The sequence below is a fragment of the Hymenobacter sp. genome (assembly GCF_036388155.1).
GTDB lineage: Bacteria > Bacteroidota > Bacteroidia > Cytophagales > Hymenobacteraceae > Hymenobacter.
The window spans coordinates 15900-31690 of the sequence record NZ_DASVSI010000031.1 but is presented as its reverse complement, the minus strand read 5'-3'; the positions used below and the strand labels follow the sequence as shown (position 1 = coordinate 31690).

The following is a 15791-nucleotide window of genomic DNA, read 5'->3' as shown; positions in this document are numbered from 1 at the left end:
ACGAGGAGCAGCTCTCGCCCTACTACGCGGCGGCCCGCCTCTGGGTCGATGCCGTGATTGACCCGCTGGAAACCCGCAAGGTGCTTTCGGAAGGCATCGCCGCGGCTAATCATGCGCCGATTGAGAAGGCGTATAACGTGGAGGTTATTCAGGTGTTGAGGGTTAGACGATTCGATAGCAACCTTAACCAACTGAAAGAATATGCTCTTTAGAATAATGAAGCGTTATAAATCAGGGCTGTCTGCTCCAGAAATTTTTCGTTACATTGAGCATCTTAAGCAGAAGGAGTCTGGTTTTTGGCGACTGAAGGGTAAGGTTTACGATGTTAAAATTTCAGTAAACGAATTCGTGTTCCAAAAGCGTGGAGGCAATTCATTTGGGCCAGCATATCCTGTAGTCAAAGGACGAATGAATGACGGAGAGCCTGTTCTAGTTAGCTTGGATATAAAACTCTCCTATGGAGGCATAATTTTTTGCGTTATCATTTCCGTTCTCATGCTTTTCGGAGTACTTACAAGCGATAAAGTAACTATCAACGGGGCTTACAAGAGGCCAGGTTTTGGCGAGAGGATTTGGGGATTGGCACTTGCAGTTGGTATCCCTGCCATTTTCTGCTATTTCAAAAACATAAGGCAGGTTAAAGCAACAGAGACGTGGTTGATTAGAAAGTTTAGGTTGAAAGAAGTTGCTTAAAACTTCTACCTCCCAGCCGGCCCTAATGGCGCGGGCAAAACCACGGCATTTATCGAACACAACATTGCTGCACTGCCTATGCTCGAATACTTTGACCTTATAAAATATGCCATCATCATTGCGCTAACTACTGCAGCCGGAAATTATCTAACCAAACAAGGTAAGAAGCCCGCCACAGCTAATGCCGAACGCCATATAGTGCTGCGTATGCCAATGCTAATCAGGATAATAGGCTTTGGCAGCACTGTAATAGGCTTTTTTCCCCTTACGGCAGGCCTCATTGATTTTAACTGGGAGACATGCCAGACGGCAGGGTTCTTATTCTTGCTGTTTACGGGGCTGGGTTTGCCGCTCTTATTGATGGGTTTTGTGTATCGGTTGACACTTACCCCAGAGGGCTTGGTACAGCGTAATATGGTGGGGCAATACAAATCCTTATCCTGGGCCAGCATCACAACAGTGGACTACAGTATCTGGCAAGAGCTGAAGCTGTCGGATGGCAGCACGAAAATGAAGATTTCTAGCCAGCTAGTTGGCTTTGATATGCTGGTGACCGAACTAGAGTTGCGTTTAGGCAAAACCAGAAGCCAGATGGGCATTCCAGTGCTGTAACAAGCCCTGGCCCCCGGTTTGCTGGGCTGACGCGAGTTCAGGCAAACTAATAATGCTGCTGTGCCTGTTGTACTTTTCAGAACAGTCCCCCTTGCTCCTCATGCAAACCCTCACCCTGCATTTGCCTGATTCGCTAGACATGAGCGCCAAGTAAGTGACTACGCTGCTGGCCGCCCACCTGTATGGGCACGACAACCTCTCGCTGGGGCAACCTGCTGAGATGGCGGCTACAGCAAGCGCACCTTCATGAGACTGCTGGGCAATTACGGCGTTTCAATATTCAACTACCCGCCGGAAGAACTCGAAAGGGATGTGCTTAATGCCGGTGCTTTCTAACGCGGCGGCCAACCACGCGCCGATTGAGAAGGCGTACAACGTGGGGGTTATTCAGGTGTGAGGGCTCATGACAGCAGCACAGGAAAAGGCTAGAGCAAGTTTGCCTTCTACGGTCAAGTACTTTGAGCGTATAGCACAAGACACTAAATGGCACATGTGGGAGGCAGAATACGAAGTAGCCTCGGCGACAGTAAACCTCATATTTGCTAAAGAAAAGTACACTGAGGCTGACCTTAAGGAAGTCGCTTTATGTGTAAATAGGATAGTTAACCGGGAACACTCTGATGGAAGCGGCTGGCTTGATTTTCAATGCAGGATTAGTGGCTTTTTCTCCAGCTTTGGTTATAATTCAAATTGGAATTCATCAACAGGCGAATTCACTTTTTGGAAAGATGAATTCAGGTTCTGGAAGCGTCTGGTAAGAATATAAAAACCATTAAACGCCTGACTGGCTGCAATGGCGCAGGCAAAATCACGGTCGCCTTAACCTTGACACTAGACCTGCTCAATTGCCGCGAGTTCGTGAGTGCCACCTTTCCTGTCATAATTTAGAAAAGGCATTCCTTGGTTTCAGGCTGCTGCCAAGCTTGCGTGCGTTTGGTGGTTGCTGTCTGGCATGAGGCAGTTATGATTTGCCCTTTACCAGCATTTGCTTGACAGTCAGCCTTAGCCGCTCCATAAACTTGACGTACGCATTGGGAATGAACCCCAGCCCGTTGGAATGAATCCAGATAAAAAAGCTCGTTTGACCCGATGCAGATAAATTCTTTAACGCATGAGTTATCTCGGCTTCTTCCTGTGGGGTGTAGATGTTCCAACCCAAGCAGTCGGCTTGCGCGCAGGCAAAGCTCGTGCGCTGCCTGGTAAGGGAGGCTACTTCCCACTTACGCTGCTTGTAGGCCGGCTCCAGCACCTCGTCAAATACTTTATAGAGGCCTGTTATCTCCAGCAGTTTGCGGCGTTGGCGCGTTTTGCCGGCATCCGTCCACACCCGGTAGAAGGACAGAATTTCACTCTGGTAAACGTTGCCAAAACCAGCCGCTGCTAGTGAGGCCGATAAGTGAAAGTCTTCCACATAATTGGGACGTCCGGTGCTGTAGTTGACCGCCTCCAGGGCCGTACGCCTGAACATGATGATGTTGGCCGCCACCCGGTAGCCTTTTTTGGCGGCCTGTAGCGCTTCCTCACTGGCCTGAAAACCGGGGGCCCGGGATAGCAACCGTTGGCGTAGGAACGTGCCGTTCTGGTCTATTTCCTGCACGGCCGCGTGCGCATAAGCCGCGGCGGGGTGTTTGGCCAGCAGGGCAGAAAGCTGCTCAATGAACGTAGGCCCCAAAAAGTCGTCGGAGTCCAGGCGAACCACGAAGTCGCCAGTGGCGGCCCGCATGCACGCGTCCACGTTTTGGGCAATGCCCACGTTTTTTTCCTTCCGGAGGACCCTCAGCGTGGGGATGTCCTGGGCTAGCTGCTGTAAAACCACCGCTGTGTCGTCTGTGCTGCAATCGTCCGAAACGATGATTTCGGCGGCGGGCACGGTTTGATTTACTACGCTTCGTATCGCCTGTACTAAGTACTGAGATTGATTAAACGTTGGGATACAGACGGAGACTGTCATCGCAAAAATGTTAAAAAACAAAGAATGATGGGTTATTTCAGAATATTATAATAAAAATACTAATGAGGCGACAAATGTAGCGGCCAACACCTGCTGCGACAAAAGTGTCCGTATTAAGTATCAAACAGCGCAAGGCACACGCACCGGCTCTTTTATGGTCTTACCCTTGGGCGCCAGTGTAGCGGGAGTAAGTTCCGAAACGACGGCACCTCCTTCCGCTGGCACTGCCGTTACCGACTCCGCGCTTTTATTGCCGCTGACAGCAAAAATGTTATTATTAGAAACGCTTTTATCGGTCTATGACGAAGTTCTTAAATAACCTCCTAGTGCTCGTTTTCGGGAGCAACCACAGGCTTGCGCGCCCATCGTTGTGCAGCTCGATTTCAACCATATCAACTGGTTTAGTCAGCAAGCGGGCGTTGCATAAAAACATCATCCCGATTGAATTTGGCCCAAAGGTGGCAGACGGCAAGGAAGTGGAAGGTGCCATGCACAGCCATTTGCCAGCAACAGAACACTTTATCACCGCCACCGACATCTGCACGCTGATGTTGTATGATATGAGAAAATGGCGCAGTGGAAACAACACACGGTCCTGTCGTCGCAATATGTTTCCATCTGAAATTGCCGGACAGACCAACTGGTTGTCTTAACCAGAAAGGCCATCGAACGAATCAACAAAGACCAGGAGAAAAGGCATCCGAAGCGGTAATCCTCAGCGTTAAATAGGCTGTCCTTCCGCCCAAAACGCAACGCCGCTACGGTTCCGCTCGTTTCCACAGGCAGTACTTTCCAACGTCTGCCTGATGTCTACAAAACCCAACTCCACTGATTCGCGCCGCCAGTTTTTGCGGCAGGCGGGCCTGACGGCCGCCGCGGCCACACTCGCCGGTCCCGCTGCCGCCCTTCCCTTTGCCGAAGTGGGTGCGCCCCTGCAAAACGACGACCAGCGCAAGGTGGGGTTTGCCATCGTGGGCCTCGGCAAATTTGCCCAGGAGCAAATGATGCCGGCTTTTAAGGAATGCAAGCACGCCAAAATCACGGCGCTGGTGAGCGGCTCGCCGGAGAAGATGCAAAAGCTGGCCAAGGAATACAGCGTGGACGCCAAAAGCTGCTACAGCTACCAGAATTTCGACAGCCTCAAGGACAACCCGGCGGTGGACGTGGTGTACATCGTGCTGCCCCCGGGCCTGCACGCCGAGTACGTGGTGCGCGCCGCCCAGGCCGGCAAGCACGTGCTCACCGAGAAGCCCATGGCCAACACCGTGGCCGACTGCCAGCGCATGATTGACGCCTGCCGCAAGGCCGGCAAGCAGCTCATGGTGGCCTACCGCGCCCAGTACGAGCCGTTCAACCTCAACGCCATTGAGCGCATCAAAAAGGGCGAATTGGGCAAGCTGCGCTACATCACCGCCGACCATGGCCGCCAGGTGGAACCCACCAAGGACAAGGCCGACGAATGGCGCGTGGTGAAGAAGCTGGCTGGCGGCGGCTCGCTCATGGACATCGGCATTTACTCGCTCAACGCGGCCCGCTACCTCACCGGCGAGGAGCCCGTGGAGGTGATGGCCATGGAGTCGACGGACCGCGCCGACACGCGTTTCAAAGAAGTGGAGGACCAGGTGCATTTCACGCTGCGCTTTCCCAGCGGCGTGCTGGCCACCTGCACCAGCGCCTACAGCATCGAAACCGTGAAGCGCTTCCGGGCCTTCGGCGAGAAAGCTTTCCTGGACCTCGACCCCGCCACCGACTACTACAAGCACAACATGACCATCGGCACGGCCGATGGCGAGATGAAGCCCAGCGTGAAGGAAGGCAACCAGTTTGCGGCCGAGCTCGACCACATGGCCGAGTGCGTGCTCCAGAACAAAACGCCCAAAACCCCCGGCGAAGAAGGCCTCCGCGACATCAAGCTCATCATGGCCCTCTACGAATCGGCCCGCAAAGGCAAGCCCGTGAAAGTGTAGCCCAAAGCGCCAACAGCGGGCATTGAATAAGTCGTGAAAGTCCCTGGACCGTCATGCAGCGCGCAGCGAAGCATCTCGCGTGTGGTAGTAATTCAGTCGTGAGGACGAAGCGGGCGAGATGCTACGCTCTGCGTGACGTTGTGGTGGGCCTTGTGTCAACTAGATAGAAAAGCCGTCAAGTAGGCGGCTTTTTTCTTGTCCTGAAAAAATATTGTACGAACGATATACAACATTCCAAATCCCGCTGTACGTTTGCGGTGTACTACATACTTAGTACACTAAAACAAACAAGCACATGGTGCGCATCCGAAACCTCGATTTTGGGTACTCCCGGCGGGGCCCGCTGTTTCAAAACCTGAGCCTGTCGCTCGACCGGGGCCACATCTATGGCTTGTTGGGCAAGAACGGGGCCGGCAAAACCACCCTGCTCAAGAACATCGTGGGGCTGGCCTTTCCGTGGGCCGGCACGTGCCTGATTGACGGGCAGCCCGCCGCTGCCCGCAAGCCCGCGGTGCTGGAAGACCTGTTTTTCCTGCCCGAAGAAGTGTTTGCGCCGGCCCTCACCGCCGAGCAGTTTGTGGCGCATACGGCGGGGTTCTACCCGCGCTTCAACGTCGAGCAGCTGTACGAGTACCTGCAGGAGCTGGAAGTGCCGCGCGGCGCCAAGTTGAACAAGTTCTCGCACGGCCAGCAGAAGAAGTTCATGATTGCCTTCGCCCTGGCCGCCAACACCGGCCTGCTGGTGCTCGACGAGCCCACCAACGGCCTGGACATTCCCAGCAAGGTACAGTTCCGCAAAATCCTGGCTTCGGCCCTGAGCGAGGAGCGGTGCATGGTCATCTCGACCCACCAGGTGCGCGACCTGGAAAGCCTGATTGACACCGTGGTGGTGGTGCACAACCGCGAAATCGTGCTCAACCAGGAGCTTGACCAATTGGCCGAGCGGCTCACGTTTGCCAAAGGCGCGGCGGCCGACGCGCCGGGCGCGTTCTATAGCGGCACGTCGATAGGAGGGTCGGTGGCCATCCGAGCCAACGAAAATGGCGCTTATAGCCGCGTCGATTTGGAGCTGCTTTTCAATGCCCTCACCAGCGGCGACGCCACTGCCCTGCACGCTTACCTCAACCAGCCCCGCCATGAGCCAGCTTAGCAACCAAACCTTCAGCTTCCCGCGTTTCGCCCGCTTGTTTGGCCGGCACACCGCCGAATACCTGCCCGCTTACCTGATGACGGCGGCCGTGGGACTGGGCCTCATGGTGGTGGTGCTGGGGTTTATCACCTATCTGCAAAAAAGCGCGCCCAGTGCAACCGCTCAAGGCGTCTTCTTTGTGTTGTTTTTGCTGGCCGGCGGGGTGGTTTTCGCCAGCACGGTTTTCTCGCAGTTTGGCGAGGGCCGGCGGGCCACGGTGGCGTTGCTGCTGCCGGCGTCGCACTTCGAGAAGTGGCTGGTGGCCTGGTTCTACTCGCTGCCGGTTTTCCTGCTGGTGTTCACCCCGTTGTTTTACGCGGCGGATGCGGCGGTCGTCTACGCCGGGGCGGCGCCGGGGCAAACGCCGGAGTTGCTCAACCTCTTTGCCGCGCCCCAGCCAATGGCCTCCGTGTTTTGGTTCCTCACGATGCTGAACGGCGTGGGCTTGTTGGGGGCCATCTTTTTTGAGAAAGCGCACTTCATCAAAACCAGCTTTGCGGTAATCGTCCTGCTCGCCGGGCTGTCGGTGCTCAACCACCAGGTGCTGAAGCTGCTGGTGGGGCCGGACTTGCGCCCGGCGCCCATCTTCACGGGCGTCACGGTAATGGAAGGCCACCAGTTCCACACCATTGGGCTGCCCGATGCCCACTACGGCTGGCTCGCCTGGGTGCCGCTGGGGTTGGCCGGGCTGCTGTGGCTGGCTTCTCACGCCCGGCTCACGGAGAAGCAGCTTTAACCGTCCTCCTCATGGAATTTCGCGACAACGAAGCCATTTACCTGCAAATAGCCGGGTACGTGAGCGAAAAAATACTCCGCCAGCAGTGGCCGCCCGACGACAAGATTCCGTCGGTTCGGGACCTGGCCGGCGAGCTCCAGGTGAACCCCAACACGGTGATGCGCACCTACGAATTCTTGCAGAACCAGGGCGTGGTGTACAACAAGCGCGGCATCGGCTTCTTCGTGGCGCCCGACGCCACCGCCAAGGTGAAGCAGTTTCGCCGCGCGCGCTTTCTGCAACAAGAGCTGCCGGAAGTCTTCAAAACCATTTTCCTGCTCGACATCAGCCTCGAAGAGTTGGAGCAGCGCTATGCGCAGTTCAAAGCCGAGCAGCCGGCGCCTCCCGTCCCCACCGCAATTTCAAACGGATATGAAAACCAGTAATAAATGGCTGCTCGCGGCATTGCTGCTGCTACTTGGCTCTCTGAGCGCCTACAACATGGGGCTGCGGGCCGAGCACACGAAGGGCGCCTACAAAGACCCCAAACGCAACACCACAACGCTCAACCTGAAGGATTTTAGCCAAATCGACGTGCAGGCTGCCAGCGCGATGAACGTCAACGTGGTGGCCGGTCCGTACGGCGTGCGCCTCAACAAGGACGCCGAGAAATACGTGAAACTGACCCAGCAGGGCGCGCGCCTGACCGTTTCGCTGGCCTTTCCGGACGAGCAGCAGTTACTGGGCAGCCGGGAGACGCTGACCATCAGCCTGCCCCGCCTCACCCAGCTCACGGCCAGCGGCACCTATGCGGTGAACGGCAAGCCGCGGCGCGAGAAAGCTTACCGGGGCCGGCATGTGCGCATCGAGGGGTTCCGGCAAGACAGCCTGCTGCTGCTGCAAGACCACGGCACCCAGGTAGACCTGGCCAACAACCAGCTCGGTTACCTGCGGGCCGAGGCCGGGCGCACCCCGGGCAGCCACTCGGTGCTGCACATTGCAAGCAGCAACCGCATCCTCGGGGCCAGCCTGAACGTGCAGCACCAGGGCGAGCTGCAACTCGAAGCCGGCGGCATCTCCACCCTGCGCACCCAGTTCGGCGACAGCGCCCGCGCCACGCTCACGGGCGCCGGACTGCGCAGCCTGGGCCAGCATTAAAAACGGGCTTTTCTCATCTTTTTCTGCACGAAAAGGCCGGTGGGCGAGCGAATCTGAGATTCGCCCGCCCACCGGCCTTCATGTTACGGTAACTTTACGTACACGGCCTTTTATCAATGCTAGTAGGCTGAGATGTTCATGAAAAACGTCGTTTGGACGCTGTTGCTGATTATTTTGCTGGGGTGTTCGGCCGTGCCGGCGCGGGCCCAAGCCCAAGCCCGTACCACCGAGCCCTGGGGCACCTGGACCATTGCCACGGTGGTGCTTCCGGGCAGCCCGGAGCACAAGTGGGGCGGCTACGCCGAAGTGCAGGCCCGGTCGCAAAGGCTGTTGCAGCAATTCTTTTACAACGAGCTGAAAGGAGGCGTTAGCTACAGCATCACCCCCGATTTTACGGTGATGCTGGCCGGCGGGCGTTACAGCACCTCGGATTACCAGGAAATGTCGGCGGGCCCGCTGAGCGTCGAAAAACGCCTGTGGCAGCAGCTGGTGTTCGTGCACCAGTCCAGCCGCCTCAAAATTGAGCACCGCTACCGGGTGGAGCAGCGCTGGTTTACGTTTCGGGACGACAGCACGGAGTTTCGCCAGCGGCTGCGCTACCGGCTGAACGCCTTTCTGCCGCTGAACCACAAGACCATCAAAGCCGGCACCTTGTTCCTGTCGGCTTACGACGAGGTATTTTTCAACCCCAAAGGCCCCGTGTTCGAGCGCAACCGCATTTACGGGGGCCTGGGGTACCAGGCCAACAGTCACTTTTCGGTGCAGGCCGGGTGGGTCCGCCAGGCCAACTACAACCAGCCCTCGTTGGTGGGCGGGCAGTACACGCCCCGCAGCACCCTCGTGAAGAACAACATGGTGCTGACGGTGATATACCGGCTCACGCCCCACAAGTCGGACAAGCCGTCGGAGGCGTTGCCCTCGCAGCAGGACTAGCTGGGCACGGGCCTGTGGTCGGCGGCAATGCAAGCGCCAGGGTGGCGCCGCGCAAGGCACAGGGGCACTAGCGTCAACGAAATGGAGGCCTCAGCGGCCCGTAAAAAAGGCCCGGTAAAAACTGCCGGGCCTTTGCTTTTTGCGTAGAGCTCATGGTATTATCCTGAAAATCATGGCTCACAAATCCGTTGCCGAAATCATAGTCGACACCCTGCAGGCCGCAGGCGTGAAGCGCATATTTGGAGTGGTTGGCGACTCCCTGAACGACATCACCAACACCATTCGCACGCGCGAAGGCATCGAATTCGTCGGCGTGCGCCACGAGGAGGGCGGCGCTTTTGCCGCCGGCGCCGACGCCTACGTGACGGGCGACCTCGCGGTGTGCGCCGGCTCCTGCGGGCCCGGCAATACGCACCTGCTCAACGGCTTGTTCGACTGCCACCGCAGCCGCGTGCCAGTGCTGGCCCTGGCCGCCCAAATTCCAAATCCCGAAATCGGGACCGGCTATTTCCAGGAAACCCATCCCGAGCGCATTTTTCAGGAATGCAGCCATTTCTGCGAGATGATTTCCGTGCCCGAGCAAGCCGTGCGCACCATTGAGCGGGCCGTGACGGCAGCCCTGGGCCTGCAAGGCGTGGCCGTGGTGATAATTCCCGGCGACGTGGGCCACCTCAAAACCGAGGCGCCCGAAGTCCGGCTGCCCACTTTGGGGCGGCGCAGCACCATCCACCCGTCGCAAGCCGACATTCGGCAAGCTGCGGAACTGCTGAACGCCGGCGACAAAGTGACCATTCTGGCCGGCATTGGCTGTGCCGGAGCCCACGCCGAGCTGCTGCAAACGGCCGCGGCCCTGCACGCGCCCATCGTGCACGCGTTGCGCGGCAAAGAATACATCCAGCCCAACAACCCCTACGACGTGGGCCTGACCGGCTTGCTGGGCATGCCCGCTGGCTACCACGCCCTGCTCGACGCCGACGCCGTGCTCATGCTGGGCACCGACTTTCCCTACCGCCAATTCTACCCCGACGACGCCCGCATCGTGCAGGTCGACACCCGCCCCGACCACATCGGCCGCCGCACCCGCGTCGACATTGGCCTGGTGGGAGACGTGGCCGAAACGCTGCGGGCGTTGCTGCCCCTGCTCTCGCCCCGCAACGATTTTTCACATCTGGAAGCCGCCCAGGAACGCCACCGCGCCGACGAAGCCGAGCTAGCCGAGCTGGCCACGGGCGAGGCCGGCGACACCAGCCTGCACCCCCAGCACGTGGCGCGCCTCATTGATGAGCTGGCAAGCGAGGACGCCATTTTTACCTGCGACGTGGGCACGCCCACCATTTGGGCCGCCCGCTACCTCACCATGAACGGCAAGCGGCGGCTCATCGGCTCTTTCGTGCACGGCAGCATGGCCAACGCCGTGTCGCAGGCCTACGGAGCGGCCCTGGCCCAGCCCGGCCGGCAAGTGGTGGCCCTGTGCGGCGACGGCGGCGTGGCCATGCTGCTGAGTGAGCTACTCACCATTCGGCAGCACAAAGTGCCGGTTAAAATTATCGTGTTCAACAATTCGGCCCTGGGCTTTGTGGAATTGGAGATGAAAGCCGCGGGCCTGCTGGAATACGGCACCGAGCTCGACAACCCCGATTTTGGAGCCGTGGCCCAGGCCGCGGGACTGCGTGGTTTCCGAGTGCAGGACCCCGGCGACCTCGAAAGCGTGTTGCGCGAGGCGCTGGCCCACGACGGCCCGGCGCTGGTCGATGCCGTGGTGAAGCGCCAGGAGCTGAGCATGCCGCCGAGCGTGGCCCCCAGCCAAGCGGCCGGCTTTGGCCTGTATGCGGCGAAAGCCCTGATGAACGGCCGGGGCAGCGAGCTGCTGGAGCTGGCCAAAACGAACTTGTTTCGGTAGGCAGTAGCGCGGACTTTAGTAGTCCGCGTCCCGGCAGATACCCGAACGACACCCACACGGTGCGGGGACGCGGACTACAAAGTCCGCGCTACTACTGCGCTACAGAAACTCAAAAGGCCCTGTCGCGTGTTAATTTTGACCCTGCAACCCCACCGGTGGCCGTTTCGCATTCCATGACCAACAAAGAAATCAAAGCCCTCATCTCGCTCCTCGACGACCCCGAAGTTGCGCCCGAGATTCAGGACAAAATTCAAAACCTGGGCGAAAGCATCATTCCTTTCCTGGAAGAGTCGTGGGAGGAGACGCTCGACAGCCAGCAGCAACAGCGGCTCGAGGATTTGATTCACCACCTGCAGTTTGAGGGCTTGCAGCAGCGCTTGAAAGTGTGGCGCGAAGCCGGCGGCACCGACCTACTGGAGGGCATGTGGCTGCTCAACACCTACCAGTATCCCGACGCCGACTTCCAGGCCCTGAACCGGGCCATCGAGCAGCTGCGCTTCGAGGCCTGGACGGCCCTGCGGCCCGAAATGCACCCCGCCGACCAAGTGCAAACCCTGAACTACATCATGTTCCGGGTGCACAAGTTTGCGGCCAACACCCAGCACTTCCACTCGCCGGCCAACTCCATGCTGCAGCGCGTGATTGAGACCAAGCGTGGCAACCCCCTCACGCTCTGCGTAATTTACCTGCTGGTGGCCCAGCGCCTCAATTTGCCGGTGTTTGGGGTGAATTTGCCCAACTTGTTCGTGCTCACCTTCCGCCCCGAGCTGCCGGGCGCCGAGCCGTTCTACATCAACTGCTACAACCGCGGCCTCGTGCTCTCGCGCACCGACATCGAGCACTACGTGAGCCAGCTCAACATCACTTCGAACCCCATTTTCTTCGAGCCCTGCTCGCACATCGACATCGTGCGCCGCGCCCTGCGCAACCTGCAAATGAGCTTCGAAAAGCTGCAGGAGCCCGTGAAAGCAACCGAAGTCGCCGTGCTGCTGAGCATTCTGGAGTAGCAGAACAAGTACCCCGAATTTCCAATTCGGCCCGCGTGAACGATGACGTTCTGACGGGCCGAATTGGAAATTCGGGGTACTTGTTCTACCGCTTAATCAAACAGCCGGCGGCGCGTTTGTCGGCCACGCCGGCCGGGCGGCCCGCCAGCGTGTTGTCGAGCACCTGCCTCAAGTAGGGCTGCTGCACGTTGCCGGGCACCTGGGGGTTGTCGTCGATGGCGCCGCGGTAGCGGATGGCGAAGCCCCCGGCCGTCGGCACCAGCACCACGGCTTCGGCGGTTTTGCTCACGCCGAGCAGGTTGCTCACTTGCTGGCCGGTCTCGGTGAAGGTGGGCAATTCCACTTCGCCCGGTGCGGCGGTGCCGGGGGCGTCGAGGTTGATGGGCACGTTGATGAAGAGGAACTCCACGCCCTTGGCCCGGTACGTGTTGCTGAGCGAGGCCAGCCGCTCCTGGTAGAGGCGCGAAAACGCGCACGACGGGTTGAGGAATACCACCACGACGGCTTTGTTGTTGGCGTAGCTTTTTAGCGATACTTCGGTGTTGGCGGCGGTTTTGAGGGTGAAGTCGGCCACGGTGCCGCCAGCTTGGGCACGGGCCACGCCCACGGCGAGCGTCACGGCCAATAAGGCAACAGCAGTAAGGATAGAAATTCGGCGAAAGGACATGTCGGGAAGGTAAGACAAAGTTGGATAGGGCGCCTAAAGTTGAGCGGCGGGTTCGTGGCAATAAGTGAGAACGTAGCCGGGTGCCGGCCGAGAATAGCAAATGCAATGCCGCGTCTGCACGCCGCTCAAAACCAACGTAGCGGGGATTTCGCCGGATTCGTGCGGGGCAAAGGAGTGCAGTAAAAGCTGCTGCTTGAAAATGATGCCGCGCTGAGCCGCCAGCTTATACAGGGCTTCCTTCGCGCTCCACAGCAGGGTATAATGGGCGCTGGAACCGGCCGGCGCCGCGAGCGTCACGGCCTGAGCGTGGGCCCATTCATCGGGAGCCAGGAATTTACTGGCCAGGCGTTGTGCCTTGTCGCGAATCATCTCTACGTCGACGCCCGCCCGGCCGCCGTGGGCCAGCACCGCCGCCACCCACGCCCCGGAGTGCGACAGCGAAACCGTCACGCCTTCGGCCGCGCCGGCCAGCCACGGCCGCCCCGAGGATTCGTTCTGCACCACCAAACTGTGAGGCGCATAGGACGCATCCTCAGCCAAGACATGAATCAGCACCCGGCCGGCCAGCCATTGGGCCTGGCGAGCGGCATCGGCCGTGGCGGGCAGCAGCGCGCGGTAGGCCTCGGGCTGGGGCAGGGCGGGCCAGAGCTCGGCGGGCGTCTCGGTGAGGTGCCAGAGCCCAAGCACGGCGGTAGGGGAGAGGCGCTGAAGAGAATGGAGCGGCACTTCTTTAATGGTTAACGGTTAATGGTGAGTGCTTAATGAGTTCTGAGCCGAGCTTGCGTGGGGTGTAAGGTGGGTTTCCGGCAGCAGGTGTCCCACAGGGCCGCTTCGAATCATTTACCATCGACCACTACCTATCCACCATTTACCACTAACCGCTAATCACTAACCATTGAGCGCGAAGCTACCTTTGCGCCGCCCGTATGTCCGAAATTTTCCGCCCACCCGTTACCAAAATAGCTACCCTGGCCGGCCACCGCGACGCGGTGTATGCCCTCACGGGCGGCACCGGGTCCACGATTTATTCGGGCAGCGCCGACGGCATGGTGGTGGGCTGGGACGCCGCCGAGCCCGGCCGCGACGGCGAGCTGCTGGCCCGCGTCCAAAACTCCGTGTATGCCCTGCGCCACCTGCCGGAGTTGAATTTGCTGGTGCTGGGGCACAATTTTCAAGGCATTCAGGCCATCGACTTGGCGCAACGGACGCTGGCCCACGCCACAGCTTTGCCGCCGGTGGCCATCTTCGAAATGGTGTTTTCGGCAAGCAGGCAGCGGCTGTACGTGGGCTTGGGCGACGGCACGCTGGCCGTGCTGACCGTGCCCGACTTCCGACTCGAAAAACTCCTGCGCCTGGCCACCAAAAGCCTGCGCACACTGGCCTTGCACGAAGGCCGCGGCGAATTGGCGGTGGGCAGTTCGGATATGCTGACCAGAATTCTGGATTTGGATTCATTGGAAACGCGCTTTATGCTCGGAGAGAGCACCAATTCTGTGTTTTCAGTGACCTACTCGCTCGATGGTGCTCAGCTGTTGACTGCGGGTCGCGATGCGCAAATCCGTACCTGGGACGTGGCCGCGGGCTATGCGCTGGCCGGCACCGTGCCGGCGCACATGTACACCATCAACCAGTTGGCCTTTAGCTCCGATGGCCGCTATTTGGCCTCGTGTAGCCTCGATAAAAGCATTAAGTTGTGGGATGCCGCCACCATGACGCTGTTGCGCGTGCTCGACCGTGCCCGGTCGGCGGGGCACGGCACTTCGGTGAACCGGCTGGTTTGGCCGGGCACCGAAAACCGGCTAGTTTCGTGTAGCGACGACCGCAGCCTTGCCGTATGGCAGGTAGGCGTTTAGTTGTCAGTTGCTCGTTGTCAGTTGTTAGGACGTTCTGACGGCGAGCAACTGACGGCTAACAACGAGCAACTGACAACTGACAACCAAAAATGAAAATCACTGCCCTCGATATCCGCCAGAAAACGTTTGAAAAATCTTTTCGCGGCGTCGACAGAGAAGAAGTACAAGCGTTTCTGAACACCATTTCGCAACAGTGGGAGCGGCTGGGCGACGAAAACCGGGAGCTGCGCCTCAAGCTGGAACACGCCCAGCAGGACGTGCAGAAGATGCGCGAAGTGGAAAGCAGCCTCTACCGCACCCTGAAAACCGCCGAGGACACCGGCAACAGCATCACCGAGCAAGCCCAGCGCGACGCCGGCCTGCGCGTGCGCGAAGCCCAATTGCAAGCCGAGCGCATCTTGGGCGATGCCCGCCAGCGCGCCCGCACCGTGGTAGACGAGGCCTATCAGCAAGCCGAGAAGACCGTGGCCGACATGCAGCGCGAAGTAACGGGCCTGGGTCAGGAGTGCCAGCGCCTGGAGCAGCAGCTCGACGGCCTGGTGCGCGACCTGCACCATTTGGCTTCGGATGCCCTTGATAAAGTGGAAAAAGCACGCAACCGGCCCAAAGGCGGCACGGCGGCCATCCTTTCGAGGGCGGCCCGCGTACAGGTAGAGCGCCCGAAAGAACCGGCCGCCGAACCCATCCCTGAGCCCGCTCCCGCCATGCAAGTCACCTCTGCCCCCGCCGTTTCGTCCGCCGCTGCCGTGGCCGCCGCCACCCCCGCTTCTTTCGCGCCGGGTGCCCGCAGCCGCTCCGAAGAGCAGTTGGAGCGCGCCGCCGAAACCACCGGCTATAACCCCAAGCCCGGCCAGCAGCCTGACCCGTACACCACGCCCAGCCCCGACATTGAGCGGCCCGGCGGCCCCGCCGAGAACCCCGGCATTTCGCCCGCGCCGCACGTTGACCCAGCCGAGCCCTCCGAGGTGCCTCATCCCGGCGCACCCCGCGTGGACCCCACCGAGCCAGAAATTCGCCCCATTGGCCCCGACCGCCCCGAAATCACTCAGCCTTCGCCCATGACGCACCCCGGCATGGCCGCAGCCGCTGCGCCCGCCGAAGCGGCCGTGGCAGAAAAATCCTTCTTCGACGAAATCTAGCCTGCGG

At 59.4% G+C, this 15791-nt stretch carries 19 protein-coding genes; 16 read left to right on the top strand and 3 right to left on the bottom strand.

Translation table 11 applies throughout. The features are described 5' to 3' along the window. From VF629_RS04720 to VF629_RS04700, 5 genes are all read left to right on the top strand, one after another. On the top strand, positions 1-212 hold a 212-nt coding region (locus VF629_RS04720; protein WP_331057301.1), incomplete at its 5' end, for a carboxyl transferase domain-containing protein. A gap of 4 nt (positions 213-216) precedes the next feature. Beyond that, positions 217-693 carry a hypothetical protein gene (locus VF629_RS04715; protein WP_331057300.1) on the top strand — a complete coding sequence of 159 codons (477 nt, stop codon included), beginning with the start codon at positions 217-219 and terminating at the stop codon, positions 691-693. Between the two features lie 78 nt (positions 694-771). Beyond that, positions 772-1305, top strand: coding sequence for a hypothetical protein (locus VF629_RS04710; protein WP_331057299.1), 534 nt, complete (start codon positions 772-774; stop codon positions 1303-1305). A 246-nt stretch (positions 1306-1551) separates the two neighbouring features. Further along, the gene (locus tag VF629_RS04705; protein ID WP_331057298.1) at positions 1552-1641 is read left to right on the top strand and encodes a hypothetical protein; all 90 of its coding nucleotides are present in this window, start codon (positions 1552-1554) and stop codon (positions 1639-1641) included. 67 nt (positions 1642-1708) lie between these two features. After that, the gene (locus VF629_RS04700) at positions 1709-2071 is read left to right on the top strand and encodes a hypothetical protein (protein WP_331057297.1); all 363 of its coding nucleotides are present in this window, start codon (positions 1709-1711) and stop codon (positions 2069-2071) included. Positions 2072-2266: 195 nt separating this feature from the next. Here the strand turns inward: VF629_RS04700 and VF629_RS04695 are convergent, their stop codons facing one another. Continuing rightward, the gene (locus VF629_RS04695; protein WP_331057296.1) at positions 2267-3256 is read right to left on the bottom strand and encodes a glycosyltransferase family 2 protein; all 990 of its coding nucleotides are present in this window, start codon (positions 3254-3256) and stop codon (positions 2267-2269) included. A gap of 299 nt (positions 3257-3555) precedes the next feature. Between VF629_RS04695 and VF629_RS04690 the strand changes: the two genes are divergently transcribed. The 9 genes from VF629_RS04690 to VF629_RS04650 all read left to right on the top strand — a co-directional run bounded on the left by VF629_RS04690 (position 3556) and on the right by VF629_RS04650 (position 12125). Then, the gene (locus VF629_RS04690) at positions 3556-3909 is read left to right on the top strand and encodes a hypothetical protein (protein ID WP_331057295.1); all 354 of its coding nucleotides are present in this window, start codon (positions 3556-3558) and stop codon (positions 3907-3909) included. Positions 3910-4062: 153 nt separating this feature from the next. Continuing rightward, positions 4063-5223: a Gfo/Idh/MocA family oxidoreductase gene (locus VF629_RS04685; protein ID WP_331057294.1), complete on the top strand. Its 1161-nt coding sequence runs from the start codon at positions 4063-4065 to the stop codon at positions 5221-5223. Positions 5224-5518: 295 nt separating this feature from the next. Beyond that, the gene (locus VF629_RS04680) at positions 5519-6373 is read left to right on the top strand and encodes an ABC transporter ATP-binding protein (RefSeq protein WP_331057293.1); all 855 of its coding nucleotides are present in this window, start codon (positions 5519-5521) and stop codon (positions 6371-6373) included. Continuing rightward, positions 6360-7148 carry a hypothetical protein gene (locus tag VF629_RS04675; protein ID WP_331057292.1) on the top strand — a complete coding sequence of 263 codons (789 nt, stop codon included), beginning with the start codon at positions 6360-6362 and terminating at the stop codon, positions 7146-7148. The genes VF629_RS04680 and VF629_RS04675 overlap by 14 nt, the downstream gene beginning before the upstream one ends. A gap of 11 nt (positions 7149-7159) precedes the next feature. Then, positions 7160-7573: a GntR family transcriptional regulator gene (locus VF629_RS04670; RefSeq protein WP_331057291.1), complete on the top strand. Its 414-nt coding sequence runs from the start codon at positions 7160-7162 to the stop codon at positions 7571-7573. Continuing rightward, positions 7560-8285, top strand: coding sequence for a hypothetical protein (locus VF629_RS04665; RefSeq protein ID WP_331057290.1), 726 nt, complete (start codon positions 7560-7562; stop codon positions 8283-8285). Before VF629_RS04670 ends, VF629_RS04665 begins: the two co-directional genes overlap by 14 nt. Before the next feature lie 138 nt (positions 8286-8423). After that, a complete protein-coding gene (locus tag VF629_RS04660; RefSeq protein WP_331057289.1) occupies positions 8424-9218 on the top strand; it encodes a DUF2490 domain-containing protein in 795 nt (264 codons plus the stop codon). Between the two features lie 172 nt (positions 9219-9390). Beyond that, positions 9391-11118, top strand: coding sequence for a ubiquinone-dependent pyruvate dehydrogenase (poxB, locus tag VF629_RS04655; protein WP_331057288.1), 1728 nt, complete (start codon positions 9391-9393; stop codon positions 11116-11118). Between the two features lie 173 nt (positions 11119-11291). Continuing rightward, positions 11292-12125 (top strand): transglutaminase-like domain-containing protein, encoded by an 834-nt coding sequence (locus VF629_RS04650; protein WP_331057287.1) that lies wholly within the window; start codon positions 11292-11294, stop codon positions 12123-12125. 85 nt (positions 12126-12210) lie between these two features. Here the strand turns inward: VF629_RS04650 and VF629_RS04645 are convergent, their stop codons facing one another. Beyond that, the gene (locus VF629_RS04645; RefSeq protein ID WP_331057286.1) at positions 12211-12792 is read right to left on the bottom strand and encodes a redoxin domain-containing protein; all 582 of its coding nucleotides are present in this window, start codon (positions 12790-12792) and stop codon (positions 12211-12213) included. Between the two features lie 33 nt (positions 12793-12825). After that, positions 12826-13479, bottom strand: a complete 654-nt coding sequence (locus tag VF629_RS04640; RefSeq protein ID WP_331057285.1) for a 4'-phosphopantetheinyl transferase family protein — start codon at positions 13477-13479, stop codon at positions 12826-12828. 239 nt (positions 13480-13718) lie between these two features. Between VF629_RS04640 and VF629_RS04635 the strand changes: the two genes are divergently transcribed. Beyond that, the gene (locus tag VF629_RS04635; RefSeq protein ID WP_331057284.1) at positions 13719-14645 is read left to right on the top strand and encodes a WD40 repeat domain-containing protein; all 927 of its coding nucleotides are present in this window, start codon (positions 13719-13721) and stop codon (positions 14643-14645) included. A gap of 89 nt (positions 14646-14734) precedes the next feature. Continuing rightward, positions 14735-15784: a DivIVA domain-containing protein gene (locus VF629_RS04630; RefSeq protein WP_331057283.1), complete on the top strand. Its 1050-nt coding sequence runs from the start codon at positions 14735-14737 to the stop codon at positions 15782-15784. Positions 15785-15791 lie beyond the last annotated feature (7 nt).

What these genes read in the sequence shown, in the direction of transcription:
- VF629_RS04680 (WP_331057293.1), top strand. Translation starts at nt 5,519, where the DNA reads ATGGTGCGCATCCGAAACCTCGATTTTGGGTACTCCCGGCGGGGCCCG.
- VF629_RS04710 (WP_331057299.1), top strand. Translation starts at nt 772, where the DNA reads ATGCTCGAATACTTTGACCTTATAAAATATGCCATCATCATTGCGCTA.
- VF629_RS04665 (WP_331057290.1), top strand. Translation starts at nt 7,560, where the DNA reads ATGAAAACCAGTAATAAATGGCTGCTCGCGGCATTGCTGCTGCTACTT.
- VF629_RS04685 (WP_331057294.1), top strand. Translation starts at nt 4,063, where the DNA reads ATGTCTACAAAACCCAACTCCACTGATTCGCGCCGCCAGTTTTTGCGG.
- VF629_RS04635 (WP_331057284.1), top strand. Translation starts at nt 13,719, where the DNA reads ATGTCCGAAATTTTCCGCCCACCCGTTACCAAAATAGCTACCCTGGCC.
- VF629_RS04660 (WP_331057289.1), top strand. Translation starts at nt 8,424, where the DNA reads ATGAAAAACGTCGTTTGGACGCTGTTGCTGATTATTTTGCTGGGGTGT.
- VF629_RS04645 (WP_331057286.1), bottom strand. Translation starts at nt 12,792, where the DNA reads ATGTCCTTTCGCCGAATTTCTATCCTTACTGCTGTTGCCTTATTGGCC.
- VF629_RS04700 (WP_331057297.1), top strand. Translation starts at nt 1,709, where the DNA reads ATGACAGCAGCACAGGAAAAGGCTAGAGCAAGTTTGCCTTCTACGGTC.
- VF629_RS04630 (WP_331057283.1), top strand. Translation starts at nt 14,735, where the DNA reads ATGAAAATCACTGCCCTCGATATCCGCCAGAAAACGTTTGAAAAATCT.
- VF629_RS04675 (WP_331057292.1), top strand. Translation starts at nt 6,360, where the DNA reads ATGAGCCAGCTTAGCAACCAAACCTTCAGCTTCCCGCGTTTCGCCCGC.
- VF629_RS04650 (WP_331057287.1), top strand. Translation starts at nt 11,292, where the DNA reads ATGACCAACAAAGAAATCAAAGCCCTCATCTCGCTCCTCGACGACCCC.
- poxB (WP_331057288.1), top strand. Translation starts at nt 9,391, where the DNA reads ATGGCTCACAAATCCGTTGCCGAAATCATAGTCGACACCCTGCAGGCC.
- VF629_RS04690 (WP_331057295.1), top strand. Translation starts at nt 3,556, where the DNA reads ATGACGAAGTTCTTAAATAACCTCCTAGTGCTCGTTTTCGGGAGCAAC.
- VF629_RS04670 (WP_331057291.1), top strand. Translation starts at nt 7,160, where the DNA reads ATGGAATTTCGCGACAACGAAGCCATTTACCTGCAAATAGCCGGGTAC.
- VF629_RS04705 (WP_331057298.1), top strand. Translation starts at nt 1,552, where the DNA reads ATGAGACTGCTGGGCAATTACGGCGTTTCAATATTCAACTACCCGCCG.
- VF629_RS04695 (WP_331057296.1), bottom strand. Translation starts at nt 3,256, where the DNA reads ATGACAGTCTCCGTCTGTATCCCAACGTTTAATCAATCTCAGTACTTA.
- VF629_RS04715 (WP_331057300.1), top strand. Translation starts at nt 217, where the DNA reads ATGAAGCGTTATAAATCAGGGCTGTCTGCTCCAGAAATTTTTCGTTAC.